Source organism: Kitasatospora sp. NPDC051164, assembly GCF_044455625.1.
Classification (GTDB): domain Bacteria; phylum Actinomycetota; class Actinomycetes; order Streptomycetales; family Streptomycetaceae; genus Kitasatospora.
On record NZ_JBITFB010000014.1, the window covers coordinates 212,641 to 237,669 of the forward strand.

Here is a 25,029-nt window from a genome sequence, read left to right on the forward strand (position 1 = left end):
AGACCAAAATCAACTAGCTGCGCACCAATCCCCCACAATCTTGCGCGGGGGGGGGGCTGTGGGGGGGGGGGGCGCCCCCCCCCCCCCCCCCCCCCCACCCCCACGTGAGCGGTCAGTGCGCGAGGGCAAAGTCCTGGTCCGCGCCCGAGTTCTTCGCGCGGAGCTTCTTGTCGCGCGCCCGCTGAAGGCTGCCGAATGTCTCCTGCCCTTGCTTCTTGAGAAGGTGCGGAATCCGATTGGCCGGGATTCCCACAAGCGGGGACTCGCTGAGAACGGAAAGGAGGTCGGATTCGGTCTGGTCGGTGTAGTCGGCGGCGATCAGCGCCTCCACGGTCGGGAAAACATCCGCGTGCCGTTCGGTCTTCAGATCGATGAGGTGGTCCTCCTTCCCGCCCAGGCTCCAGCACCAGAGGAAATTTTCGGGCGCATCGTCCACGACCAGCCGACGAAACCGGCTGATTTCCTTGGTGTAGCAGTAAAAACGGACTCCCGGCGAATTCCTCATGATGCGCATCCAGGTGAGGACGTATTCATCGGAAAAGAACTCGCCTGAATCATGCAAGCGAATCCACTTTCCGGCGTATCGCTTGTGGCTGAGTTCTTCCGTCATTCGCCTCTCGAACTCTTCAGGGGTGTCCCGGCAGAGGAGAAGATTTCGAATGTGGGCTGCGCGGACGTTCTTGAACCGGTACGTGCCGACCCGGGCGTAGCACAACTGGGCGCACACGCCCGCCTGGGGGCAGACGTTGAAATGGCTGCCGTCAGGCATTTCGATCACAAAAGCCGGAAGCGTCCAGTTGAATACGCCGATCCTCCTCAGGTCCGAGTTCTGGGTGAGGAGCCGCTTGGGCTTGATGCTGCCGGCCGTGTTGTTCTCAGACATCTCGTTCCTCGTGCTTCGAAGGGGAGGAGTGGGTGGGTGAAATGCCGGGGCAGCCGGCGTGAGGGCGGACGCACGCGTGGATTCCCAGCGCGGTCACGCCGCCGTCGGCTCTCGCGAGCACGGCGAGCCCCTTGGCGATGGCGGTGCGCGCACTGCGCTGGTGGTGGCCGCCGTACTGCGCGTCGTCCCCGTGGCTGGCGATCAGGTCGGCGGCCCGCGCCGAGACGCGCGCAATCTCGAACTGCGGGAGGTCCCGGAACTCGGCGATGCACAGCGGGACCATGAACAGCAGCCACGTCACCCACGCCGATGACGCCGACGTCGGGGCGTCCTTGCGGACGTCGACGACCCGGCCGAAGGGGCCGTACACGTCAGGGGTGGGCTGGGGGCCCGGCTCGTGCTGCACAGGTTCTTTGCCGACGGGGGAGCCCGGAATTGCTGTCGTCATGGTGAGGTGTCGCTTCATGCAGGGCGCCCCCGGCTGCATCAGCCGGGGGCGCCAGTGGGCAAGGGGGAAGAGCGATCAGTCGCCGCGTGCGAGGCAGCCCGCGGCGTGCGCGGGGGAGGTACGGAGGCGGGGGGATCCCCCGAGCATGTCGCGGGCCTGGAGGAGGTAGTCGCCCAGGTCCTCAAGGGAGTTGATTTCCTCGGTGGGAACCGGCGCGCCGCACCGCTCGCACGGGGCGAGGAGGTCGAAGACGAGGCGGCGTCGGTCGTCGTAGCTCGCGAGGAAGGCCAGCGTCTTGTCCGCGAAAGGGATGGACAGCGCCACCGCGGGGAAGTGCTTGCCGTCCGCGACGAGCGGATGGGTGTCGTCATCCTTGGCGCGGATGCTGACCGGGCGGCTGAGGGAGCGCAGTGAGAGACGGTGGCGCAACACCGCCTCCACCCAGTGCAGTTCGGCGTCCTGACTGTGGAGGGCCGGGTCCGGGCCGATCTGAGCGGGCTGACCGGTCCGGGCGCGCTTCACCGCGGCCGTGACGGCCGCGGTCTCGACGTAGTTGAAGGGCTTCTTCATGGTGCTCGGCATGGGGTCTCCGAGAAGAGTCAGGCCCGTGATCGGCACGCTGTCGCGCGTCAGGGTCAACAGGGCTGGAGTCGAAGGCCGCGAACAGCGGCTCCGGCCGGTGGGGTCTTCCCCGTCCGACACGCACCACAATACATATTGAAACGTGAATACGCAACGCATCGGTTGAAGTGGCGGCCGGCCAGCTGATGCCCCTGGGGGAGCAGCAGCGCGGCCGGCCGGTGGACGCCGGACTACGCCGGCGCGGCGGTGAGCTGTCCGACCTGGTCGAGCAGGAGCTGGGCCCGGGCGAACGCGGCTGCCTTGTGACCGTACGACGGAACGACCAGGTGCATGGTCTCGTGAGCCAGCGCGCGGTCGGCCTCCTCGCGCGTCGTCACCAGCTGGAGGTTGACGGCCATCAACGGCACCTTCAGCCGCGCGCTCTTCGGGCCCAGATACACCTGGGCTGCGTAGTGCGAGAGGAACGGCATGCCGCTGATCGACGCGTACGCCGCGAGGTCCAAGACGAGGTGGAAGTCTCGCTGCGAGACGGAGGCGAACTGCTTCGCTCGCCGGCGCAGCCAATGCACGTCGACAGGCAGGTTCCGCTCGTCCTCCGGCAGCGGGCTCCGCAGTTCGGCGTGCCGCTGCTCCGTTACCGGGTGGGCTCGATCTGCCATGTTCTTCCTCCTCTCGGGCGCGGTCTGGATCTTGCGTCGATGCTGGTCGGCATGCGGCCGGCGCAGCGAGACCTCCCGGTTCCTCTGCGCGGCCGCCGTGGCCTCGAGGCCATCATGCCAACACGCCCCATGCTCGCCTCTTCGGTGCCGGCGCCGGGCCGCTCATGCGTACCGTCCGTGCCATGAGTCGGCGTCCAGGCGCTTGAGCGCGGCGTCCTCGTCGGGGGTGAGCCGGTTGGTGAAGTCGTCCCAGTGGATCAGCTGCTCCAGCTCGGGGCCGTCGGCCGGCTCGATGCGTGCTCGCTGCCCGCTGGTCAGGTCTATCTCCACCCCGTCGTCGACAAGGGTGCCGCGAGCGCAGGTCAGGGAGCGCCGACGGGTGGCGTTGAGATTGAACAGGTAGCCAGCGCCGTTGTCCTCGCCGCCGACCAGCGGCCGGATCCACAGAACCTGCTCTGGCTCATCCTCGTCCTCGACCCGGTGGTGCCGGGCGAGGGCGGCGCGGAAGACCTCCGTCCCGTCCGGGTCCCACACGATCAGTCGCGCGCCGGCGTCCACCGGGTCGCCCGTGGGGCTGTGGTTGCCCGCGACCAGGTCCGAGAATCGCTGTCGCCACTGCTGTGTCATTCGATCGCTCCTTGTCAGCTGTAGTCGTCGGTCGTGCACAGGACATCCTCGACGGCCTTCCCGCCCATGTGGGTGATGCCACGTGAGGCGAGGGAAGCGAGGATGGTGGTGCGCTCCGCGGCGGTGTGGCACACGATCCGGCTGGGCGCCTCCGCTCCGAACAGGTCGAGCCCGTTCCTGAACATGACCTCGTTGCCGGCGGCGGAGAATTTCGCGATCTTCATTGGGTCCCGGGTGATCGCGCTCTCGTTGTAGTTGTGGTGCGCGGGGTTGATGGCGCCGTAGTGGTCGCCGTTGTAGGCGTAGTAGTCACTTCGTCGCATCAGCACGCTCGGGTCGTCCCAGATCAGCATGCCGCCGCTCGGCTGGCTGGGAGTCTTCTTGACCCGCAGGAACACGCTGTTGGCGCCGCCGGTCATCTTGTCGGCCTGCTCGCTCATGCCGAGTCCGCCGCCGATGCCCATGACGGCCCGCTTCTCCGTGGAGGCCAGTACGCCGGTTCCCAGGAGACTGGCGAGCGCACCGCCGTGGAGACCGTGGGTCAGGGACCTCCCCTTGAACGCCCCCTGGATCTCGGCCTGCTTCCCGGTCACGTCGAAGCGAGACCACGTCAGCCACTTGCCGGAGGTCGACGGTGTCGGCTCGTAGCCCGGGCTGGCCGCCAGTGCGGCCCCGTCCGAGAATCCGGAGGCCTTGGCCACGGCGTCCCGGACGACCTCGACCTTCATCGGCAGCACCTTGTGGGCGGCTTCCAACTGGATCCGCTTCATCGCCGTCTGCAGGTCCCCGCTGTCGAGGCCCATGAGGGTTTCCATCCGCTGGTGCACGATCTCCTGGACCTGAAGGTCCTGAAGTCCCTGGGCCGTGTCCATGGCCGCCTGCATGCCGGCGGCTCCACCGAGCCCCTGCGCCTGGATGTTGTTCGACAGGTACGTCCACTCGCCCTCGGCCGCGGTCATCGGCTTGTTCATCAGGTGGAGCTGCTCCAGGCGCTCCACGAGGTCCTTGCCGTGGCCGGCGCCAGCCGGGGCGTGGACTTCGAGCTGCCCGCGCAGCGAGAACTCCGTGTGCTTCGGGTCGTTGTCCTTGTACGGGCGGTAGACGGCGGTCCAGCCGTCACCCATGTCGATCTCGTACTCGGTGCCGTTGGCGGAGCTGCGGGTGACGCCGTCCCAGGACGACTGGCCCGTCTCCGGGTCGAGGGACGCCTTGATCCGGCTGGCCTTGCGGACCGTCGCGGCGAGCGTGCCGGGCTCCGGATCCCCGTTTGGCACCGGTATCTGCTTGGTGACCATCTTGGTCTCGGTCACCTCGTAGGCGTCCATCCACGGCATGACCGACCCGCCGTTGTCGATCTTGTCCTTCACGACCTGCAGCTGGTGCAGGTAGTGCAGGGCCATGGCCTCCTCCTCGTCGCTGATCGACGGGTTGTGGAGGACGTCGGCGACTGCGTCGTAGGCCGCCTGGTGCTTGGCGATCGACGCATCCGACATCGGCAAGCCGTCCTTCAGCTTGTGCTGCACCGAGCTGATCGCGGTCTTGGTCAGCTCGGCCAGCTTCTTCTCCTTGTCGAGGTCGAGGCGCTCCTTGACCTCCTCCTCGACCTGGATCTCCTCCATGTGGGTGCCCGGGATGCTCAGCGCGTCGAGGAGCTTCTCCTCGGCCTCCTCGGAGATGTGCGTGAGGAGAACCTCCCGCGGGCCGTCCGGCGAGTCGTAGGCGACCAGGGTGGCCTCGGAGTTGATGAAGTCGTCCCCGCCCACGAGGAGCGGCGTGCCGGTCGGCTCGCCGACGGGGGGCGCGGCCGGCACCGGCGTCAGCGGCGGGTCCGTCTCCTCCTCTTCCTCCTGGACCTCCTCGATGTCGTCGGCGTGGAGCAGTCCGGCCTCCTCTGCCGGCGCCTCCTCAGCGCTGCCCTGCAGCTCCCCCTCGGCCGCGAGGCCCTCGGGCTCGGCCGAAGCCTCCTGGAGTTCCTCCTCGGGTCCGGTAACGGACACGTCAGGCTCAGGTGCGGGTTCGGCGCCCAGCAGCGCGTCGAGCTCCGCCGGAGCTTCCTCGGCAGCGGGAGTTTCCGCAGGGGGAGCAGGTTCGGCAAGCAGCTGAGAGAGCTCCAGCTCCTCGAGCTCGGGGATGCCTGTGCCTCCCGCGGCCGCGCCCGTGAGGTCCGTCCCCTCGGCCGCATTCGGCGCTCCGGTGATGTCCGGCGGCGCGGTGGGTGCCTCGGCGAGCGCGGTGGGGCTGACCGCGTAGCTCTGGTGGCTCGACTTGGATCCGGTTCCCATCAGCTACCACCGCCGTGCTTGAGGGAGGCGCCGGAGGGCAGACCCATCTGCTTGACGAAGAAGTCGGCGAAGTTCTGACGCAAGGTGTTCTTCCTCTCGACTGCGTGGTCCAGGAACGCCGTGGCGATCTGGGCGTGCGTGACCTGGGACTGCGGGACTTTCAGCGCCTTGGCCGCCTTGCTGCGCATCTGCGGCACCCACGCCACGCCGGCCTTGACGCCCTCGTGCGCGGTGGAGTGCAGGATCGAGCGCAGCTGTGCATCCGGCATGGACTCGAACTTCTTGATCACCGGGTGCGCGGCGGCAGGACTGATCTTGACGCCCTTGGCCAAGCCGCCTCCCAGGGCTGCTTGGTAGAGCTTCTGGTGGATCGGGGTGAAACCGCCGCCGCCGCTGGGGGCGTAGTCGACCGACAGCTTGTCCAGGCCGTAGTGCTTGAAGGCCTGCCCGCGATCGATCTGCACGAGGCCGCCCGAGGGCGTGGCCAGCCAGTTGTCCTGGTGACCGTCGTGCTCGCCGACGAACCAAGAGCCCACGTGCGACCGGACGATCGCGTCGACCTGGGACTGCGTCCACTGGCTCGGGCTGGACGTGAACGGCTTGGCGTCCTTGAGCAGCGGCTGGATGGAACCGGCCGTGCCGTCGGCCTTCTTGTGGTGGTACACCGGCACTGCCGGCACGCCGCCCAACGACAGGACTTGGGACGCGGCGGCCTCCGTGTGGCCCAGGGCCCCACCGTGGTTGTGGTCGGCCTTGAACATCCACTGCGAGCCGTCCGGGCCGGCATGGACGGTCTTGGCGTACGTCCCTCCGAGGTTCGACACCTTGGTACCCGCGCCGAAGGACCAGCCGGCGACCTCCTTGGGATCGACGTAGGCCGGGACGTCCTGGCTGGTCGCTTTCGCCTGCTGGACCTCGGCCATCAGCGCCTGGATGTTCGCGTTGAACGACCCCGGCTTCGGCGCCTTCGCCGCGGCCGCGGCCGGCTTGGGCGTGGCGGTCGCGACCTTCTTCGGCAGCTTGCTCGCCAGGGCCTGGACCGCCTCGTCGGAGGCCAGACCCCCATCGGGCTTCGCCAAAGGTGCCGAGGCGGCTGCCGACTTGGCGGCCTTGGCCGCTTCCTTCTTCGCGACGTCCGCGTTGACCTTGTCCTTGATGGCCTGCTGGTCGTACTTCTTGTTGAAGCTCGCAGCGATGTAGTTCTGGACCTGGGCCCGCGTGGCCTTGCCGTTGTTGTCCATCCCCAGCTCGGCCGCGACGGTGCGCAGGTCGGCGAGCTTCTGCTTCGCGGCCCACGTCTTGAAGTCACTGGTGATCTCGTTGGGCTGGAGGTACTTCCCCGGTCCGAGGGCCGGGTGCTCGGCGTACGGGGTGTCGCTGGCACCGCCTTGCTGCGTGTAGGCGTACCAGCTGTTCACGCCCGTCTGCATGTCCCGGACGTCACCGGCGTTCTTCGCCCACGCGGCGATCGCCTGCGGCGCGCCCGGATCGCCCGCAGGCGGCAGGTTGAGCGGCTGGTCCCCACCGGGAGCCATCGCAACGTGAGCGGCGTAGCCGGCGTCGAGGTTCGCCAGCTGCTCCTGCCTCTTGGCCGCCAGGGCCTTCAGCGACTCCACTTCGCTGTCCGGCGTGGAGGGCCGCATGAGTGCCACGAGCTGGTGACCACCGAGGTGCTGCGCCTCGGTCTCGCTCAGCTTCCCCGAGGCGAGAGCCTCCTGGATCAGCGGCTGGACGTCCTTCGGCGCCACGTACGTGTGATGGAGAGCATCATCGACCACCGACTTGGCCTCGGCCTTGGCCTTGGCCAGGTCCTCGCCGAGCTCAGGACAGTCGGCCGACTCCATCTTCTGCTCGGCTGCCAGCATGGCCTGCAGGGCCTCGGCCCTCTGCTCCTGAGACTGTGGCCCGTAGGTCTTCTTCGCCTCGTTCCAGGCTTCGATCGACGCGGTCACCGCCTGGGCGGAGGCCGCGACCTCGTCCGGCGTGGCCTTCCAGGCGCCGCCGCTGAGGGGCGGCTCGGTTCCCTCGAGCTCGTGCAGGTCAGCCAGCGTCATTCCGCCGACCGTCTTGCCGGCGAGCAGCTCGTTGTACCGGTTGAGAGCGGCGGCCTGGATCTTCGCCTTGGACGGGATGTCGCCCGGGTACGCGGGGTCGAGCCAGTGGACCAGGGGGTGCTGGCCCTTGCCGGACAGACCCACCAGCGCCGGGTGCTCGAAGCCCTTGGCCTCGGCAATCTCGCGCAGGTCGTCCTCGTCGAGCGAGTTCAGGTAGGCGAGGGTCTGCGCCTTCAGCGCCTTGGTGTGGGCCTCGATCTCCTCGTCGGAAGCGCCCGCCTCCTTCAGCTTCTCGATGGCCTCCTGAGCCTGCTCGACCTGGCCGACGAAGGCGTTGTACCGATCGACGGGGTCCGTCGGGACTTCGTCCTCGGGGTCGAGGGCGAACGGCGGGTCGGTGATCTCCTCCATGAGGTTCATCGCCATCAGGAGGTCGGCCTTGGCCTGGACTTCCTCGTCGGACATGGGCTGCGCCGGCGCTTCGGCCACCACGTCGTCCGCCTCGGACGCGGTGGTGGGCCCTACGGCGTAGGAGGCGTGCGAGGACTTGCTGCCCGTGCCCATCAGCCGTCACCCCGCGACGGCAGCGCAGGGATGACCTCGGCGAGCAGCTCGTCCAGGACGAGGTCGGCGGCGTGGGTGAGGTCGAGCGCGCCGTCGGGAACGTCGGCGGGCTCGATCGCGCACACGCCGCCGGACTGCGCGAGCCAGCGTTCGATGTCCTGGCTGGTGGTGGGTGCGCTCAGGCGCTCTCGCCAGGGGTCGGCCGCCTCGTAGACAAGTGGGACCCAGCGCACGACCGGTGCGGACTGCTGCTGGCCCTCGTCGAGGCCGAGAACGGCCACGGGGTCGACCGGAAGGCCGAGCGCGGGGTGCCAGACGAGCAGGATCCACAGCCGCCAGGCGGGAGCGGCCTTCGGCGTCTGCGTCGTCTCGGCATCAGGGTGGTTGGTGTCGGTCGTCATGGAGGCTCCTCCCGTAGGTGCTTTCACCTGCTACAGGTGTGGGAGGAGCCGCCGGTGTGACAGTGCGGGCTAAGAAGTTTCAGCGATTCGGCAGGAGCGAGGCCATGTACTGGACCGTCGCGGCGAACGCGTCCTCGCTTCGGGCGTGGACATCCTCGCGGCCGTTGGGGGTCATGATCGCGCCGTGCAGGGCGTACTGATGGGGGTTCTGGGAGATCAAGGTCAACCGGGGACCGAAGATCTCGGCCATCTCGGCGATGCGGTTGGCTCGGGACAGGCCGGTGAGGAAGACCGGCATGTCCTCGGGCAGATGCTCGGCAAACCAGTGGAGGCCGGGCCGCTCCCAGCTGTCCCAGTCGGCGTTGTCGCGGACGGTCTGCACGTTGATGGCGATACCCGCCGGCTGGGTGTCCTCGATCCAGGCGAGGTAGCGCTGGAGGTCCTCCAGCCGGAACCAGTACACGTTCGGAACGACGTTCACGCCGGCCTCTGCGAACTCCTGGGCGAGCATCAAGCTGCGGCGCATGTTCAGCAGGTGCTCGGTGCGGGGCCAGTCGCCGTAGATGCTGTAGTTGCACGACAGCACCAGGTCCCACTCCTGCTCAGCGATTCGCTCGACGAGCCTGTCGCGTTCGCGGCGGGTCCAGAAGGCCTCGACGAGGGGGTCCTCGCCGTAGCCGACGAGGACGGCCTTCTGGTGTTCCCCGAGGGCGAGGGCCTGGCGCGCGGTCTGCTCGGTGAAGCGCTTGTAGAGCGTGTGGGTGTCCGGGGAGAAGACGCGCCGCAGCCCGACCCCGTAGGCCGGCCAGTTCAAGCTGGCGTCGAGCTTGGTGACGGCGCTGCCGTCGGTCATGGGGATGAACGACGGCAGACCGCCGGGCAGGGTGCTGTCGACGGTGATGTCGTCGAAGGTCAAGGTGCCGCCGACGTCGGCCATCCACCCGGCTATGTCGGTCCTGCTCCCGCACCGGATCGGGCACTTCCGGGTCACGCACGCGTTCGCCGGAGCATCCGCTTCGGCTGCCGCGCACCCACAGAACCGGCAGTCCGAGTTCTGGCCGGTGCACAGCGGCTCGACGGTGGCCGGGCCTCCCCGACCGTCGGGGCCGGCGTAGAAGGCGCAGCTGTTGCAGTCGCAGCCCCGGCCGGGCAGGGGAACGCCGACGGTCGGGATGGGCAGAGAAACACTGGTCATGCGGCTTCGCTTCCTTCGTTCATCGCATCGTGGTCTGTCTCGCCGGCGGGGGCGTCGTCGAGGTGGGTACTGAGCTCGCGCAGGGCGAGACGCAGGGAACCGCGGTCGTAACGCGCGATCTCCTTGCCGGCTCGGACCTCGACCAGCAGGCTGCGGATTCCGTCCAGAGCGGTGCGGATCGTGTCGGTCTCCACGGCCGGGCGACCGGGGGCGGCGTCGGCCGTCAGCACCGCGGTGCCGGCCGCGGCCGCCGACGCCGGGGCCAGCTGCGACGCATCCTCCGCCACCGAGACCTCGGGCGGCCCTTCCTGGCCGGATGCCGACGGGGCGGCGTCGTCCTCACCGTCCTCGGATTCCTCCTGAGCTTCTGAGCTGCTCAGGACCCGGGTGAGCTTCGCCCGGCGGCCGGCGTTCGCCGCGTCCTGACGCTCCTCGGCTTCGGTGATGATCTCTTCCGGGTCAAGCTCGGGCTCCTCCAAGCCGACGTTCACGGCGGTCGGCAGCAGGTGGAGCCGCTTGGAGGACTTCAACGCGGCCCAAATGCCCTCAGCAGCCTGCGCCCGGCCATTGCGGAGCTCGGCGAACTTGATCCGCGTGTTCAGGCGGACCGCCGCCTCGTCCATCTCCTCGGTGAGGTCACGCGGCAGCGCGCGGAACGCACGCACGAGCTCGCCGGCCTTGCGCTCGTTGAGTTGCAGCCCGAGCCGGTCCAGCACCTCGCTCCAGGGAGCGGCACATGCAGTGTCGGTGCCGCGGATCTTCTCCAAGGCGTGGAACCGCTCTGCCGGGTCAGGAATCGCGTAGACCTCCTGGGGCACGGGCTTGCCGGCCTTGAGGAGCTTGCCGACCAGGATGGCGCACCGCTGGTACAGCAGGGCGGCGGCCTGCTCGCCGGGCCGGAGAGGCTCGCGCGCGAAATTTTCGACGAAGCGCCACATGTGACGCTCCTCTTCGGACAAGGGACCCGGGCAGACCACGGCGGGCAGGGCCGCGAAGTGCGGGTTGTCGGGCCGGTTGACGGCGCCCCAGCGCATCGCACGCAGTCGGCGCTCCCCCGTGACCAGACGGATCGTCGGCGCCTTCCCGTCGACGACGATCTCCTCGGCCAAGACCGGCTCCAGGAGGCCGATGACGGACATGGAGGAGATGAGGTCGGCGAGCTCGGACGGAGGCAGGGAGTCGGAGGGGTTGCGGGCGTGGGGCTCGGTGAAGGGTGCGCCCTGGCCGCGCAGCGGCAGCATCTCGAACCGCCGCTGCCGCAGCTTGACGCTGCGGTGCAGGATCTCGGTGAGCCGGATCATGCTCCCGCCGTCGGGCGGAGCCTCGAGCGAGGTACTGGTCATGGTGCTGCTTCCTTCGGGGCCGGGGCGCGGCCGGTCACTTCGTGGCGAGGTAGAGGTCGGTAGGGGCGGGGCGGGCAGACTGCGTGCCGCTCAGCAGCGGGGTGAAGATCGGGGCGAACGGCCCGTGCTCCTGGAGCTGCTGCAGGGTGGTGACACCGATGTGGATGTCGCCCTTGAGCCGGCTGAGACGGACGTCCGCCGCGGCGCGGGTGTAGAGGTCCTCGGTGCGCGCGGCCAGCCGCTGCGGGCGCCGATCCGGCTCCCCGGCCTTCGGCGGCGCCGCGTCGAGAATCACCAGGACCCGGGGGAAGACCGGGTAGTTGTACATCCACGCCGGCCGCGTCGCGTTCGGGGTCCGTCGCGTGCGGTCCGCACTTTGCGGGACGTACTCGTACAGCCGCCCGTAGGCCTGGAGCTTCGCGGCGAGCCGCGCGGAGGTCATCGTGGCGCGGTCGAACTCGACGAAGAAGCTGAGCATCGTGCGCCGGCCACCGCGCTCCATGTGCACGTAGTTGAGGATGGCGTCGCTGATGACGTGGTCGTCCTCGAAGCGGCGCTGCCCGTCACGGATCCGGTTGGCGACCTCCGGGGTCCAGTCCAGCGGACCGCACTCGTGGCCGAGGCGGCGCGCCCACTCGACGAAGGCCACACCGACCTCATTCACGCCGAGCGTGTGTGCCTGCCGGGCCCCGGCGACCGACTCGGGCGACACCCGGTAGGGCCGGGAGGGCAGCTCTCCGGCCTCCTCCACCGACGCGGCGCCGGTTTCGGTGAGGAACCACAGGAACGGCTGGCTCTGGACGCGCCCGCGGCCGCCGGGTCCTTGTGCCCGGATCCGGTCGACCAGCCCGGCCTGGTGCAGCTCGCCGAGCTGCCAGCGCAGGTACACGGGACGGCCCGGCCGCTTCTCGGGCAGGGTCAACAGCACATGCAGTTGCGGGGTGGACAGCACCCGGTGCTGGTACAGCAGTTCCAGGATTTCGCGGCCGATCGTGTGAAAGCTGCGCGTCGGCGCCGACGTCGCGGGCGACTCGGCAAGGGGCATGTTCATCCGAGCCTCGACTGGTTCTGGTGGGGATTGATCGGGTGCACGTTGTTCGGGGTCTCGTCAGCCGGATCCGGCTGCGCGCCGCTGATGAGGGTGCCTTCGCTGTCGTGGACCCGAGGCTTGGCGGGCCCACCGGCGGACACCGTGCCATCGGTCGGTCCACCGGGGCCTTCGTCGTCCACGGGTGCGGCTTCGTCGAAGTCGGGCTCGTCGGGCGGCACGTCGGCGCCGGTGGGGTCGTCGTCGTCCGGCGGGACATCGAGGGTGACGATGAACCGGCGCAGCCTCAGGTCCAGCCGGCGCAGGTCGGTGAGGATGTCGCGCACCGAGCGGCGCTGCAGGTTCTCGTCGATGGCCCGGGCCAGCCGCTCCTCGTTCTGCGGCCGGAAGTAGTCGCCGTACAGGTCCTCCACCGAGGCACCGCGGACACGGAACGGGTCGCTCGTACCGCCGTCGAGCGTCACCGACATCACGTAGTTGTACCTGTTGAGCTGGACGATCGTGTCGGGGGAGACCTTCTTTCCCCACCGGCGGGTGACCAGCGTCGCCTCGTCGACGTCGGACGCGGTCGTCGACAGGATGGACAGATTCTGCAGCAGGCCCTGCCTGGTGGTGGCGCTCAGCCGCTGCGCCATCTGCGTCATGGCGAGCAACTTCACGTTGTACTTGCGCAGTTGCTCGGTGATCTGGGCGAGGGTGCCCTTGGACGCGCCGTCCACGCTGGTCAGCTCGTCGATGAAGGTGTAGAAGTCGCGGCGCTGGTCGGGCGGGGTGTCTCGTCGTGAGAGGCCGGCGCGGAAGAGGTCGTAGATCAGCAGGGAGCTGATGATGCGGTCGACGTCGCCGGTGCCGGCGGGGCAGACGAAGACGATCTTGCCGGTGTCCATGGCGTGCCGGATGTCGTACGTCGACCGGCTCGACCCGAGGAACGCCTTGATCGCGTTGCTGGACGACAGGCGCTCGATGATGTTGGTGACGACCGGCACGGCTTCCTTGCTGTAGCTCGGGAAGACGTTCTCCCAGAAGTCCCGGATGTCCTTGGGCAGGTAAGGCAGCACGTTGGTGCGCCAGACCGCATCGGTGAGGATCGTACGGATCTGGAAGACAGTGGGAGCCAGCTCGGGCCGCCCGGCGCGGCAGACGTGCCACGACAGGTAAACCAGGGACTCGACCGCCCTGGTGAGGATGGTCTTCGCTCGGCCGGCGCTGTCGCTCCAGTTCAGGGCCGCGGCGAAGCCGGTGACGATGTACTGGACGATGTCGGGGATCTCCGACTCGCGCCGGCGCTCCATGGACAGCGGATTCCAGGAGCCGACCATCTTGTCGAGCTCCGGGGACGTGAGGTCGATCTCCCAGATCCGGTCGGCCAGTTCCTTGTGCGCCAGGTACGGCCGCGCGCGGGTCCAGCCGTCGCCGTGGGGGTCGAGGAAGAGCACACCGAACCCGTTGTGGGCGAGGGCGATCGCCTGCACCAGCGACATCTCGGTCTTGCCGAAGCCGGACTTGCCCAGGAACAACGCGAACAGCAGGTACTTCAGCGGGACGCCGGCCAGGCGCTCGCCGCCGCCGGACTTGGACACCCAACCGAGGGGGAGCAGGCCCTTCTGTCCCGTCCACGTCGGGAGGGCCGCCGGCGGGGGCGGCACGACCCCGCCCGAGCGGGTGATGTTGGGGGCATTGTTGTGCTTGGTGGGCGGCTTGAGCAGGCCGGCGATCTCCTGGGCGGTCACCCAGGAGTGCCGGCGCGGCACGAAGAGCCCGGTCTCGAAGCGCCGGTCGAACTTGCTCCGGTAGAACCAGTGGTCCGAACGGACGCGGGTGACACCGAGGTGGAGGCCGACGGGCCGGAGGTGGTTGTCGCCGGACCACGGCTCCAGGGCGGCGAGGACCTGGTCCAGCAGCATCCGGGCCCGGTACTCATCGCGTGCGCAGGTGCGGACGAGCAGCTGCATGGAGAAGACCGGCTCGGCACCCGGGGCGAGCTTGCCCATCGCGGCCTTCATGTCGGCGACGCGGTGGGTGCGCTGCTGCTGGTGGTGCTGCCGCTGCCGGGCACCGCCGCCGCCCTGGTTGCCCTTCATCTCGGTGGCGATCTCGGACATGACGGCGCCGAGGTCGAAGCCGAACCGGTTGGTGCGCTGCTGCGGCATGCCGGGTATGGCCGGACCGTCCGACGGGTTGCGGCGGGCCTGGGCGAGCAGACGCCGGCGGCGGCTGCCGACCCGGTTCGGGGCGACGGGAACGAGGTCCAGCATGACGTCGGCGCTCTCGCCGAGCTCCTCGCGGACGTCGGCGACCGCGTTGGCCAGGGCCTCGAGCGGGTCCGGGGTGAGCGGCACTTCGCGCAGGGCGAGGTGGTCAGGGAGCGCCAGAGCCAGTTCCGCGCGGGCGTAGTGCATCTCCCTGGTGGCCGGCTTGTCGCGGACGTCAGCTTGCGGCTTGGCGAGATCGACCGGCGGTGCAACGGTCGGGTCTGGTGCGATGGTCATGATCTACCTGTCTGTGGTGTGCGTCGGGGCGTCAGGAGCCGAGCCGGATCTGCGGCTGTTCGCGTGCAGCACGGCCGTCGGCCTCCACGGGCCGCATCTCGACCTGGGCGTAGCCCTGGTGGCGCAGCACCGACATCGCTCGGTCCGGTCCCTCGACCCTCATGGACAGCGCTCCGTCGGAGCAGGTGAAGCGGACGCGGAGTGCGCTGGTGCGGGTCGAGGAGACGAGCCAGCGCGACACGCTCTTGTGCGCGCGGGCCATCTGGTGCCCGAAGCGGATGACCTCTTCCGGCTTCGGGTCGAAGCCTGTCGTCGGCAGCACTTCCAGGGCCGTTCGCTTGGACATCGGGCCACGGGAAAGGGCCCAGCGGACCGCAGCAGCGACACCGCCGGCGACCAGGGCGACCCACCAGGCGTTGGCCATCACCGTGTCCGCCAGCTGTTCGGCGTGACCGGGAAGGTCCCCGGTGAAGCCGATGACGCCGTCGATGAGGTCGGTCGTGGTCATCGCCCACCGTCCGCGGGCAAGGTGGGCGGCGCCGCGGCGTCAGCCGGAGCGGGCACGGGGGGAGTCGGGAGCACGGCGGCACCTCCAGAGAGCAAACGGGCCTTTCGTCTGCTACAGGTGTCGGGATCCGGCTCGGTGTGACACTCCGCTCCGAAATTCTTCGCCGAGTTGCGTCGGCCGGCGCCACCGCTCCCTGCAGGGAACGCGTGACGCCGGCCGGGGTCAGATCTTCACGCCGTGACCGCGGAGGTAGGCCAGCGGGTCAATGTCCGATCCGTACTCGGGCCCGGTACGTATCTCGAAGTGGAGGTGCGGACCGCTGACGTTGCCCGTGTCGCCGGACCACCCGATCCGGTCGCCGCCCTGCACCTTCTGGCCGACGGAGACGTTCAGCGAGGACTGGTGCGCGTACTGCGAGTACTTGCCGTCCCCGTGCTTGATCACCACCTGGTAGCCGTACGCGGAGTTCCAGCCGGCCGTGACCACGGTGCCCGGGCCCACCGCGCGAACCGCGGTTCCCTTGGCTACCGGGAAGTCCACGCCGGTGTGGTAACCGCTCGACCACATTGACCCCGAGACCCCATATCCGGTGCCGATGTGCTCGTCGGCGACCGGCGCGACCCAGGAGCCCGACGTGCCGCCTGAATCGGGCTCGGTGTAGTCCGGACGCCTCATGATCAGGATTCGGTCCGTCCAGAACGAGAGGGGCTCGATCCGGACGCGGGCACCGGTGTGCGGCGCGTCGATCACCTCTCCGCCGCCGATGAACATGGCGACATGCTCCGGGCTGGAGGCGCTGCCACCCGAGAAGATGAGGTCGCCGGGCCGCAGGTCCTTCACCGAGTTGACCTTGCTGCCGACGCCGACCTGGTCATACGTGACCCTGGGGAGGTTCACGCCGACCTTGCTCCAGGCGTACTTGACCAGGCTGGAACAGTCGCAGCCGGTAGAGCCCACGAACGGGGGCTTGCAGCTGCCGCCCAGGACGTAGGGGGTGTTGTACGCCTCCTTGGCCCCGGCGACGACCTTGGCCAGACCACCGGAGACCTTGCCGTCCATCGGAGCGGCCCACTTCTCCGCCCGCTCCCGGATCTCGCGGACGTAGTCCCGGGTCTCCTTGTACGGCGGGATGCCGCCGTACTGCTTCACCGCGCCGCCGCCGGCGTTGTACGCGGCGAGCATGTTGTCGACGACGTCGCCGGGCACGCTGCGGATCTCGTCGGCGAGCTTGCAGTCGTAGGACACCATCGACGGGACGGCGTCCTCGGGATCCAGCGGGTCTGCGCCGCCCTTCTTGTTGGCGTCGATGCCCTGCGTGGCCCAGGTGGAAGGGATGAACTGGGCGATCCCGAGCGCGCCCGCTCCGCCGTCGGGCGGGTTCTTGCGGAAGTTGGACTCCTGGTAGAGCTGGGCTGCGATCAGCGAAGGCGTGGTCTCCGCGCAGCCGTAGTCCCGCACCGCGTTGAGGATGATCGGGCGCAGCCAGTCGGGGATGTCTTTGGTGTCCGACAGGCCGCCGCCGAATCCCGCGTTCTCCAGTGCGTCGCTGGTGTTGTCCTCGCCGATCGCCGAAGTCAGCGCCAGCACGGCAGCCAGCATCAAGCCGAAGCCGAGCAGGCATGACAAAAGGATCGCGATCAGTACTCTGCGCAGGGCCTTGGACTCGCCTTGCTCAGACATTGGGAAGCCCCACGACGCGCCAGCTGCCGTCGGCGCCACGGCGGAGCTTGAGTGCCACCTGTTCTTCCGACGCGGTGGCGGCACCTGTGGCCGGCGTCTCGGTCAGCCTGTAGATCACGCGCGCGAAGGCGGAGTCCTCGGTCGGCGCGGGAGCTCCGTCCGGCAGTGACACCCGCAGAACGGTGACCGTCACCTGGACCTGGCGGTCCTTCCAGTTCAGCCACTGCTGCCGGCCGGCGCTGCCGCTGGTGTGAGTGCGCAGGTCCTTGCCCAGATCGCCGTCTGCGTAGGTGGCGGCGCGCCGGGAGGCGTCGTCGAGCGAGGTGTCCCGGCCCGGCCGGGCGTCGTGGCTGGCCCACGCGGTCGTGAACGCCCGGGCCGCCTCCTGCAGGGGTGCGGGCAGCGAACTCGGCTCCGAGGTGACGGGAGACTCGGACGGCTCGGCTACGGGCGAGGCCGTCGTCGTGCGTGCACTGCCGGAGCTGCTCCCGGCGGCGGTGGCGGAGGGTGCGGCCGTACGGGCAGAGGGTTCGGGGGCGGCGGGACGATCGCTCCCACCGAGCCCGAGGAAGAGGGCGACGCCGACAGCTGCCAGGACTGCCGCAGCGGCGAACAGCGCGATCGTCCCGCGCTGGGCGCGGGCACGCGCGACATCGGTTTTCGGCATGAGGGTCCCCCGTGAGGTGGTTCTGGTGCGGTGATCTGGGCGGCCGGGGCCTGTCGGGCCCCGGCCGCGGCCCGGCTACGGCCGGGGCCTGGGCGGGCCGGGCGGCCGGGTGGCTCGCCGGATGGCCCGGGGCGGAGCTGGCGGCTTGGCCGGCGTCGACTTCTTCGCGGCCGACGGGGTCGGCGGTGCAGGGGTGGGCGGGGTCGGCATCTTCGGCACCCCGGCCGGCCCGGCTGCCGGCGGCTTCACCGAGCTCGGCGTCTTCGTGCCGGCCGCCTTGGGCCCGGGCGTCTTGGCACCGGCCGCAGCCGATGCGCCCCCGGGAGTCCTCGGCGCGATGGCACCGGCCCGGGGCCCGGGAGGAGTCGCGGCCCTCGGGTTCGACTGGATCGGAGCCAGACCGAGGTTGACCTGTGCCTTCGTCCCTTGCTTCGCCACGAACTTGCCAGCCGTGGCGACGTTGCGCTTGTACTCGGCTCCGAAGTCCTTGGCCTCCTGGACCTTCTTGTCGACGGTGCGCGCCTTCACAGCCTTGAGGTCGTCGCCGACCTTCTTCCCGCGCGCCATGGCCGCAGCGCCACCACGCTTGGTCGCGGCAACACCGCGGGGGATCCCCACCGGCGCGCCCACCGTGGCCATGAAGGCGAACTTCCCGGCCTTGGCGCCGTACTTGGCAGTGGTGGCGGCCGCCTTACCGGTGGCCATGGTGGCCCTGCCGCCCCTGGTCTGGGACATCTTGTTCGCGGCCGCCGTGGCCAGCCGCTTCTTCAGGGTCTGCTTGGCCGCCTGCTGCGCCGCGACCTTCGCGGCCGTGCTCGCACCGCCGGTGCCGACGGCCGCGGCCGCGTTGGTGGCGAGCCGGGCAGCAGTTCGCAGCCGGCTGCCGGCCTTGCGGTTGGCCTGGGGTGAGCCCACCCAGGCGTTCTTGGCGGACTTCAGGCCCTGGCCGACGGGCTTGCTCACGCGCCGCGCCTCGCTGCGGGCCTCGCCCCACATCTGCTTCAGGCCGGGGGCGGTCTCGGCGTAGCGGCCGGGACTGCTGAACACGGAGCGGCGGCCGGCACCGCCGACGCGGGCATTGGCCAGCTTGCGGTTGAGGTTGACCGCGATGCTCTGCGCGGTCTGCTTGATCTTCTTGTGGCCGGCCAGACCGGCGACGGCCGTGACATCGATGACGATGAACTTCACGGCCAGGACGTCACCGGTGTCCGCGTTGATCAGGGCCAGAACGATCAGGATGAAGATCGCCAGGAAGAGGATGGCGATGATGATGCCGAGAACGGCCTTGGTGATCGCGGAGAACCAGCGCCACAAGGTGGCGCGGCCGCCGCCGGGCAAAATGCCGGCGGTGAGGGCCCAGTGACCGCGGATCGCCTCGAAGGCCAGCCAGCCCTGCGCCGTGAGGAACGTCCCGGTGACCAGGATCATGAGGATGGCCACGATGACCGCGGCGATCGCGACGAACAGAGCGGAGAAGGCAAGGTCGGCGGATGCCCGCTTCGCCTTGGGCTTCACGTCCCCGCACGCCGCCTCGAACTTCTTCGCGTTGTCGTTGAGTTGCCCGATGAAGTTCGTGTCGTAGATCGAATCCATCATCGCGGCATCCCAGTAGTTCATCCCGAGCTGATCGAGGTTGAACTCGGCGAGCTTGTACTCGCGGAAGGCCTTGTCGCACGCCCCGTCGAAGGTCTGCCCGTACACCATGAGCTCGTTGGGCTTGACGATGAACGCCTCCACCAAAGCGTTGGTGATCGGCTTCGCTACGTTGTCCGGGTCGGCGCTGCCCTTGGCGCTCGCGGGGTCGTCGGCCAGGACGATGCTGGCGACCTCCAGGGTGAAGTCCTTCGCCTTGCCCAGCAGGCCTCCTTCCGAGAGCAGCATGGTGGAACCCTGCGGCTGCGCCTGGTCGTGCTGGCCGAGCAGGACCTGGGCCGGCGAGACAAGCACGGTGGTGGTCAGCGCGGCGACGACCAGGGAGACCCCGATCTCGGCGAAGCCGCGCGAGCGCTCCTTGAAGAGGATCAGCCAGCCGCAGTAGAAACCCGCGAACGTCAGGAACAGGCCGGGGAGGCCGAGCCGGTTGATGACCTGTTTCTTGATGGTGCTGGAGATGTCCTCGACGGGACCGACCATGACCTTGGCCAGCCCGAAGTTCAGCGCCCACTTGATCAGCCAGCACGTGAAGCCGATGACCCACTTCGAGACGCCGAAGAGCAGCTGGGCAACGATGTTCCAGATCTTGAGGTCGATGTCCTTCCAGCCGCCCGTATCCGTCTTGACGGTGTAGGAGCTGATCGGGACGCCGTCCTTGTCGGTGACGTTGAAAGGCTGGAGGAGGCCGTCGCTGCCGTCCTTGGGCTTCTGGTTCAGGTTCTTGCCGCCGGGGCCGGCAGCCGGCTTCGCCGGCGCGGACGTGCTGGGCGACGGCGACGGCGACGGGTCTGCCGTGGCCGCAGGGGCCAGCACCACGGTGAACAGGGCCAGCAGAACGCCGATCAGACCCAGGCGCCGCTTGAGGCCACGCTGCCGGAGGCGACTCATGCCAGGACCCCGTCCGCCGCCTCGGCGAACTCCACGGTCTCGTCGGCTTCGTCGTCGAGCTGGCCGGGCGTCGTGGTGATCGCGGCGGCCGCATTCTCATCCGCAGGGATCAGCACCTTGATCCCCGCGATCCGCTTGCGGAGGTCTCGGTACAGGCCTTCGCCGGCCCGCAGGGCGCGCTCGGTCTCGCTGACGTTGAGCGGGCTGAGGTTCTCGGTGATGACCTTGAGCATCTCGTCGTCGGTCGGGTCGAGGTCGAGGAACTCCAGGCACCGCGCGGCCAACGCCTTGCCGCGGTGACGGAAGACGAAAATGTGGCTGAGCAGCGCCCTGATCTTGTCGCCGATCTCGGACTTCGGACCGATGTCGTACGGGTCGTGACTGCCGGCGAAAGCTCCGGCGTTGTGCTTGCGGCCGTCGGCGATGAGCTCGAGCATCAGGTTGGAGCCCTCGGCGGACGAGGTGAGCCACCAACACTCGTCGAGGAAGACGCCAGCGAACTCGTTCGGGTCGGCGAACGCAATCTCGCGGCAGAGCGCCGTCATCAGGTACATCAGTCGCCAGCCGAAGCGCTTTTCGACTTCCAGGCTCGGGAGGCGGTGCTCGGAGAGTTCCTCCTTGGTTGGCAGGCCCAGGCGGTCGACGGCGAAGACGATGCTGTCGGAGTCCGTGATCCGTACGACTGGCAGCGTGGGGTCGAAGATGGTGCGACCGAGGTCCTTCTTCGCCAGCGAGCGCAGCTTGCGGACGAGTTCGGAGGCGGCGGCGCGGACCGCGTTGTCGTTCGGCTCGTCCGGGTCGGGTGTGCGGGCCCGGTCGGCGAGGGTGTTCATCAGGGCGGTCATGCTCGGCTTCGGGCCGAGCCGGGTGGCCTCGATCGCCTCGGCGAGGGTGATGCCCTCGATGCTCATCGACCCGATGTCCAGGAGCGGGGTGAGGAAGGACTCGGTGTAGCGGGCGGCGCGCGGGCCGCGGAAGACGCGCAGGGGGTCCAGGCTGACGCCGGCGTTCTCGTCGACGTTGATGATCTGGGTCGTGCCGGGGCACGCGAGCGCGAACCGCGACCATTCCTGCTGGGGTGTGCGATCGATGACCAGGGCGCGGCCGCGGGAGTTCCTCTGCCCGGTGCGGTGGCCGGTGGTGAGGATCGAGTACATCGCGCACTTCATCGCGACGGACTTTCCGGAGCCGAGCTCGCCGACGAAGGCGGCGGACGCGGAGGCGTTGACGCGGGGGCCGTGGGAGAAGTCGACCAGCACGGGGCGGACGCCGCCGCCGTTGAGCTGGAGGCCGAAGAGGCTGCCGGAGTCGTCGCCCAGGCCGGCGCCGCAGAACGGCATCGACATGGCGAAGTCGCGGGCGAGCAGGTACTGGGTGTAGTCGAGCATCGGGCCCGGGGTCTTGGTTCCGGGCAGCATGCCGTGGAAGAGCGCGACCTGGTCGCCGGTGGGCCGCACGAGCGTGTAGTCGTTGCCGCCGAAGTGGTTGGCCAGCGACGTCGCCTTCTCGTCGGCCTCTTCGGGGGTCGTGCCCCACACGCAGGTGGCGACGGTGGCGCGGATCTCGACCTCGGTGCTGGAGGCGGTGAGCCGGTCGCGGTACTCGTCCAGGGCGAAGGACGCCTTGTCGAGCGATGCCGGCACACCGGAGGTCTCGCCGTCGTACTCGCCGCGCTGGTGCGCGAGCTCGCGCTGCTGCCGCCGGCTCTTCGGCTCGGCCTTCGAGCCGGACTCGACGTGCAGCCGGACGGCCCAGTCCACGGGGAAGTTGAACTCGTCCAACGCGGCCAGGTACTCGCTGCCGGGGAACCGGAAGGCTTCCGGCATCTCGGAGAGCACGCAGAACGCCTGGTAGGAGTCGCCGTGTTCGCTGGTGGCGCGCAGGTAGCGGCGCTTGAAGGGGTTGGTGGGGCCCTTGGAAGCCCGGGTGCCGCGGCCGCCCTCGTCGAGGATGACCTGGGTGTGGGCGGTCACCGTGTGGCCGCGGCCGCGCAGACCCCGCGGTGCGCCGTCCTCGGGCAGGAGCGGCTCGTTCAGGCCGCGGCGGGCGCTGTGCCCGTAGATCCACAGGATTTCCGCCTCGGTGGCAGGTCGCATCTTGATGCCGGAGGGCCAGCCCGCCGCCAGGCGGGTGGCCTGCTCCAGGCGCTGGCGTTCGTCGGAGAGGGATATCGGGGCGACCGGCAGGCCGAGGGCGCCCATGACTTCCGACTGGACGGAGGAGAAGACGGCCCGGGTGCTCTGCTTGAAGTCGACGTGGGACAGGGGGACCGCGAGGAAGTCGACGCGGCCGGTGAGTTCGAGGTCCTGGAGCTGGTCGAGGACCTTCAGCGCGAGGTCGACGTACTCGGGGGAGGCGTCGAGGTCGACGCCGGCGGTCATGCGGGTGACGACCGACGCGGCGTCGACGCTCGGGCACAGACTGAGCAGGAGGGCCTCGCCCCGCAGGGACTTGAAGAGGGACTCCAGGGAGTCCAGTCGCTCGCGCTTCGTGGACTTCGAGGCGTGGGTGTAGTTCTCGGTGTCGACGCGCCACACCGCCCACACGGTGGCGGCAGTGGTCCAGATCAGGTGGCCGCTGATGTGCCGGACGGGGAGACGCATGGCGTTCTTCTTTCTGTGCTGGTGGTGATGTCGAGGCAGCGGGTTACTGCTCGTCGAGGGAGGCGAGGAGCGCCTGCAACCCGGTCTTCGGCTCCGGCCGCGCGGCCGCGGCGGCCGTCGGCACTGCGGCCACCGGCGCCGCGGTCGCGGCCGCACGGGGCCTGCGCGCGAGTACGGGTGCGGGCTTTGCTACGGCCGCCGCCGGGGCGGGCCGCTCGGCGGACCGGACGCGCACCGTGCAGGTGGCGGTCGCCAGTCGCGGTCGAGCGACCCGCTGCGGCTTGCCGGCCAGGCGCCCCTGGGCCGGGGTGGAGGAGTAGATGAGCAGGCTGCGCACGGCGCGTGCCGGGTCCCGGCCATCGAGCCGCGCGTACCGCAGCACCCAGGCCAGACCCCAGGGGATCAGTGCCATGAGGATGAAGTTCATGGCGCCGAAGTGGGCCCACAGTCCCTTCGTCATGACGAGGAGACCGAAGCTGATCACCATGGTCATGACCTGGGTGATCGTGTAGGGCCCTCCCGGGAGCCGACCGGCTCCCGGGAGCTTGCCGATGACGAGCGGGTGCTTACGGGCTCGCGTGTACGAGTGCCCGATCAGCTCTTCCTCCGAGGCACTCACGACAGCTGCCAGTCCTTACCGGTTCCCGCGGGGCCGGTCTTGGCGTTCGGGTGGACGGACATGGCGTTGGTGCCCGTGTCGTTGATCTCGGAGCCGACCTTGGTCTGCAGGACCGAGAGGTTGCTGATTCCCCACAGCACGAGGGCGGCCAGCACGAAGGCGACGAGGGTGCCGACGAAGGACCGGGTCTTCCACCAGGCCATCAGCACGGCGATGATCGCCATGAGGGCGGCCACGGTGAGGACCAGCGTGCGGACCTGGCCCGTCTTGGTGTTGGCCCAGTCGAGGACGTCGCCGGCGAGGACGACGTGGTCGGGGTTGGTTGCTGCCAGGGTGTGCATGAACGATTCCTCTTCTTCAGGAGTTCGACGGCGACGGCGAGGGAGATGCCGTGGCTGCGTCGGGGCTTGGGGTGGTGGTGTGCGGCGCCGCCGAGGGCGGGCTGCTCGCGCGGATGGCCGGGGCGTCGTCGACGGAGGCGACCTCCCAGCGGCCGGCGCGGGACTTGAGGGTGAGCGCGTAGCTCAGCGAGACCGGGCTGCCGGCCTGGTCCGTGGCATCGACCTGGACCAGCTGGTGCAGCACCGTGCCGTCGGCCGGAACCTTTTGCTGTCCGGCGGTGAGCGCGTCGTCCTGGACGCCGGTCACCTTCACCGCGGCGTACGGCGCAGGGCTGATGGCCTGCATGCGCGTGCCGGGCGAGGTGTAGCGGTCGAGCTCGGTGGAGCCGGTGAGGTAGGCGGCCAGGAACCCGCGCGCGGTCTCCACCGACGGGTCGGCGCTGCTCGACCCGCGGTCGGTCTCGTACGCCAGGCCTCCGGGCTTGACGGAGGTCGGTGCGGCCACCTGCGCCGGCAGGGACGTCGCGGCGTAGCCGGCATCGGATGCCGCCTTGTCGGTGCCGCCGGCACTGGCCGGGCCGGTGGCCTGAATGCCGACGCGGAAGTACTGCACCCCCAGGCGCTTCGCCTTGCCCTTGTCGTCGTGCGCCGTGACGTCGGCGGCCACGGTGATCGACCAGTAGCCAGGCTGAACCTCACGGGAGGCCAGGACGGTGGACTGCGTGGCCTCGCGGGTCCCGGGCTTGACGGCCAGTGCGAACGAGCCGGAGTAGTACGGCGTCAGGTCCCGCTCGGTGCCCTGGCCGGCCTGGAGGTAGGCGGCGACGAACAGTTCGGCGAAGCCGGCCGGTCCGACCGAGGACGCGGGCGCTGCGGCAACGACCGGCTTGGTCGCGCCCTGGGCCGGGCCGGACGCGCTGAGGAACGCCAGCATTCCCAGAGCCGGGCCTGACGCCACGAGAGCCCAGACACCGACGCGGGCCAGCCGGGAGATCCCGGACATGTGGGCGGTGCTCGCCTTCCACCCGGTTTCATCCGGTTGGTCCGTCGGCGACTCCTGGTGCTCCTCGACCTCCTCGTCCCAGACTTCCGCCTCGACGAACTGCTTCTTCTTGTCGGCCTTCCGCTGCCGGCGCTGGCGCTTCACGACGCCGTCCGCAGGGCCTGGACCGTCAGGACGGTCGAGATGCGCTCCTTGAGCTGAGCCGGCGTTCGGGCCAGCAGCACATCCCACGACGCCAGGGCGGGCTCCGACTCGCTGTCGAGGAAGGCCCGCATCTGCTGGTGCAGGTCACGGTCCATCGGCCGGCTCACCAGAGCGGCGGCAATCTTGGTCAGCTCGCGCGAAGCACGGGCCACACGGGCCTCGTCGGCGTCGAGCAGCTGTCGGCCGGTGCCGGCCGGGGACTTCGTGGTCACGTCGGTTCTCCCGGAGGTTGAAGGGTGGGGGCGGGGCGGGGCGTTAGGGGCTGGAGGAGCTCTGGCGGGCCTCTCG

The 25,029-nt window shown here is 69.5% G+C and carries 21 protein-coding genes; all 21 read right to left on the minus strand.

Annotated features, from left to right (window positions below):
- Positions 1-112: 112 nt before the first annotated feature.
- Positions 113-883: a hypothetical protein gene (locus ACIBEC_RS22415; protein ID WP_396288639.1), complete on the minus strand. Its 771-nt coding sequence runs from the start codon at positions 881-883 to the stop codon at positions 113-115.
- Positions 876-1,289: a hypothetical protein gene (locus tag ACIBEC_RS22420; protein WP_396288641.1), complete on the minus strand. Its 414-nt coding sequence runs from the start codon at positions 1,287-1,289 to the stop codon at positions 876-878. The genes ACIBEC_RS22415 and ACIBEC_RS22420 overlap by 8 nt, the downstream gene beginning before the upstream one ends.
- A 117-nt stretch (positions 1,290-1,406) precedes the next feature.
- On the minus strand, positions 1,407-1,913 hold the full coding sequence (locus ACIBEC_RS22425) for a hypothetical protein (protein ID WP_396288643.1): 507 nt from the start codon (positions 1,911-1,913) through the stop codon (positions 1,407-1,409).
- 230 nt (positions 1,914-2,143) lie between these two features.
- The gene (locus ACIBEC_RS22430; RefSeq protein ID WP_366106557.1) at positions 2,144-2,572 is read right to left on the minus strand and encodes a hypothetical protein; all 429 of its coding nucleotides are present in this window, start codon (positions 2,570-2,572) and stop codon (positions 2,144-2,146) included.
- A gap of 162 nt (positions 2,573-2,734) precedes the next feature.
- Positions 2,735-3,199, minus strand: coding sequence for a hypothetical protein (locus tag ACIBEC_RS22435; RefSeq protein WP_366106558.1), 465 nt, complete (start codon positions 3,197-3,199; stop codon positions 2,735-2,737).
- 14 nt (positions 3,200-3,213) lie between these two features.
- On the minus strand, positions 3,214-5,481 hold the full coding sequence (locus ACIBEC_RS22440) for a hypothetical protein (RefSeq protein WP_396288645.1): 2,268 nt from the start codon (positions 5,479-5,481) through the stop codon (positions 3,214-3,216).
- The gene (locus tag ACIBEC_RS22445; protein WP_396288647.1) at positions 5,481-8,099 is read right to left on the minus strand and encodes a hypothetical protein; all 2,619 of its coding nucleotides are present in this window, start codon (positions 8,097-8,099) and stop codon (positions 5,481-5,483) included. The genes ACIBEC_RS22440 and ACIBEC_RS22445 overlap by 1 nt, the downstream gene beginning before the upstream one ends.
- A complete protein-coding gene (locus tag ACIBEC_RS22450; RefSeq protein ID WP_396288649.1) occupies positions 8,099-8,500 on the minus strand; it encodes a hypothetical protein in 402 nt (133 codons plus the stop codon). Before ACIBEC_RS22450 ends, ACIBEC_RS22445 begins: the two co-directional genes overlap by 1 nt.
- A 79-nt stretch (positions 8,501-8,579) precedes the next feature.
- Complete coding sequence (locus ACIBEC_RS22455; RefSeq protein WP_396288651.1) at positions 8,580-9,437, minus strand: DUF4417 domain-containing protein; 858 nt, start codon at positions 9,435-9,437, stop codon at positions 8,580-8,582.
- Between the two features lie 254 nt (positions 9,438-9,691).
- Entirely contained in the window at positions 9,692-11,038 is a 1,347-nt protein-coding gene (locus ACIBEC_RS22460; RefSeq protein WP_396288653.1) for a ParB N-terminal domain-containing protein, read from the minus strand.
- Positions 11,039-11,072: 34 nt separating this feature from the next.
- Entirely contained in the window at positions 11,073-12,089 is a 1,017-nt protein-coding gene (locus ACIBEC_RS22465) for a replication-relaxation family protein (RefSeq protein ID WP_396288655.1), read from the minus strand.
- Positions 12,086-14,575, minus strand: coding sequence for an ATP/GTP-binding protein (locus tag ACIBEC_RS22470; RefSeq protein ID WP_396288657.1), 2,490 nt, complete (start codon positions 14,573-14,575; stop codon positions 12,086-12,088). The genes ACIBEC_RS22465 and ACIBEC_RS22470 overlap by 4 nt, the downstream gene beginning before the upstream one ends.
- 31 nt (positions 14,576-14,606) lie before the next feature.
- Positions 14,607-15,083 (minus strand): hypothetical protein, encoded by a 477-nt coding sequence (locus ACIBEC_RS22475; RefSeq protein ID WP_396288659.1) that lies wholly within the window; start codon positions 15,081-15,083, stop codon positions 14,607-14,609.
- 222 nt (positions 15,084-15,305) lie between these two features.
- Positions 15,306-16,763, minus strand: a complete 1,458-nt coding sequence (locus ACIBEC_RS22480; RefSeq protein WP_396288660.1) for a peptidoglycan DD-metalloendopeptidase family protein — start codon at positions 16,761-16,763, stop codon at positions 15,306-15,308.
- Positions 16,756-17,430: a hypothetical protein gene (locus tag ACIBEC_RS22485; RefSeq protein WP_396288662.1), complete on the minus strand. Its 675-nt coding sequence runs from the start codon at positions 17,428-17,430 to the stop codon at positions 16,756-16,758. Before ACIBEC_RS22485 ends, ACIBEC_RS22480 begins: the two co-directional genes overlap by 8 nt.
- A 75-nt stretch (positions 17,431-17,505) precedes the next feature.
- Positions 17,506-19,971, minus strand: a complete 2,466-nt coding sequence (locus ACIBEC_RS22490) for a hypothetical protein (protein ID WP_396288664.1) — start codon at positions 19,969-19,971, stop codon at positions 17,506-17,508.
- A complete protein-coding gene (locus tag ACIBEC_RS22495; protein WP_396288666.1) occupies positions 19,968-22,574 on the minus strand; it encodes an ATP-binding protein in 2,607 nt (868 codons plus the stop codon). Before ACIBEC_RS22495 ends, ACIBEC_RS22490 begins: the two co-directional genes overlap by 4 nt.
- Positions 22,575-22,617: 43 nt before the next feature.
- Positions 22,618-23,193 carry a hypothetical protein gene (locus ACIBEC_RS22500; RefSeq protein WP_396288668.1) on the minus strand — a complete coding sequence of 192 codons (576 nt, stop codon included), beginning with the start codon at positions 23,191-23,193 and terminating at the stop codon, positions 22,618-22,620.
- Positions 23,190-23,534, minus strand: coding sequence for a hypothetical protein (locus ACIBEC_RS22505; protein ID WP_396288669.1), 345 nt, complete (start codon positions 23,532-23,534; stop codon positions 23,190-23,192). Before ACIBEC_RS22505 ends, ACIBEC_RS22500 begins: the two co-directional genes overlap by 4 nt.
- A gap of 16 nt (positions 23,535-23,550) precedes the next feature.
- Positions 23,551-24,681, minus strand: a complete 1,131-nt coding sequence (locus ACIBEC_RS22510; RefSeq protein WP_396288671.1) for a conjugal transfer protein — start codon at positions 24,679-24,681, stop codon at positions 23,551-23,553.
- Positions 24,678-24,953, minus strand: coding sequence for a hypothetical protein (locus ACIBEC_RS22515; RefSeq protein WP_024126962.1), 276 nt, complete (start codon positions 24,951-24,953; stop codon positions 24,678-24,680). The genes ACIBEC_RS22510 and ACIBEC_RS22515 overlap by 4 nt, the downstream gene beginning before the upstream one ends.
- Positions 24,954-25,029: the final 76 nt, after the last annotated feature.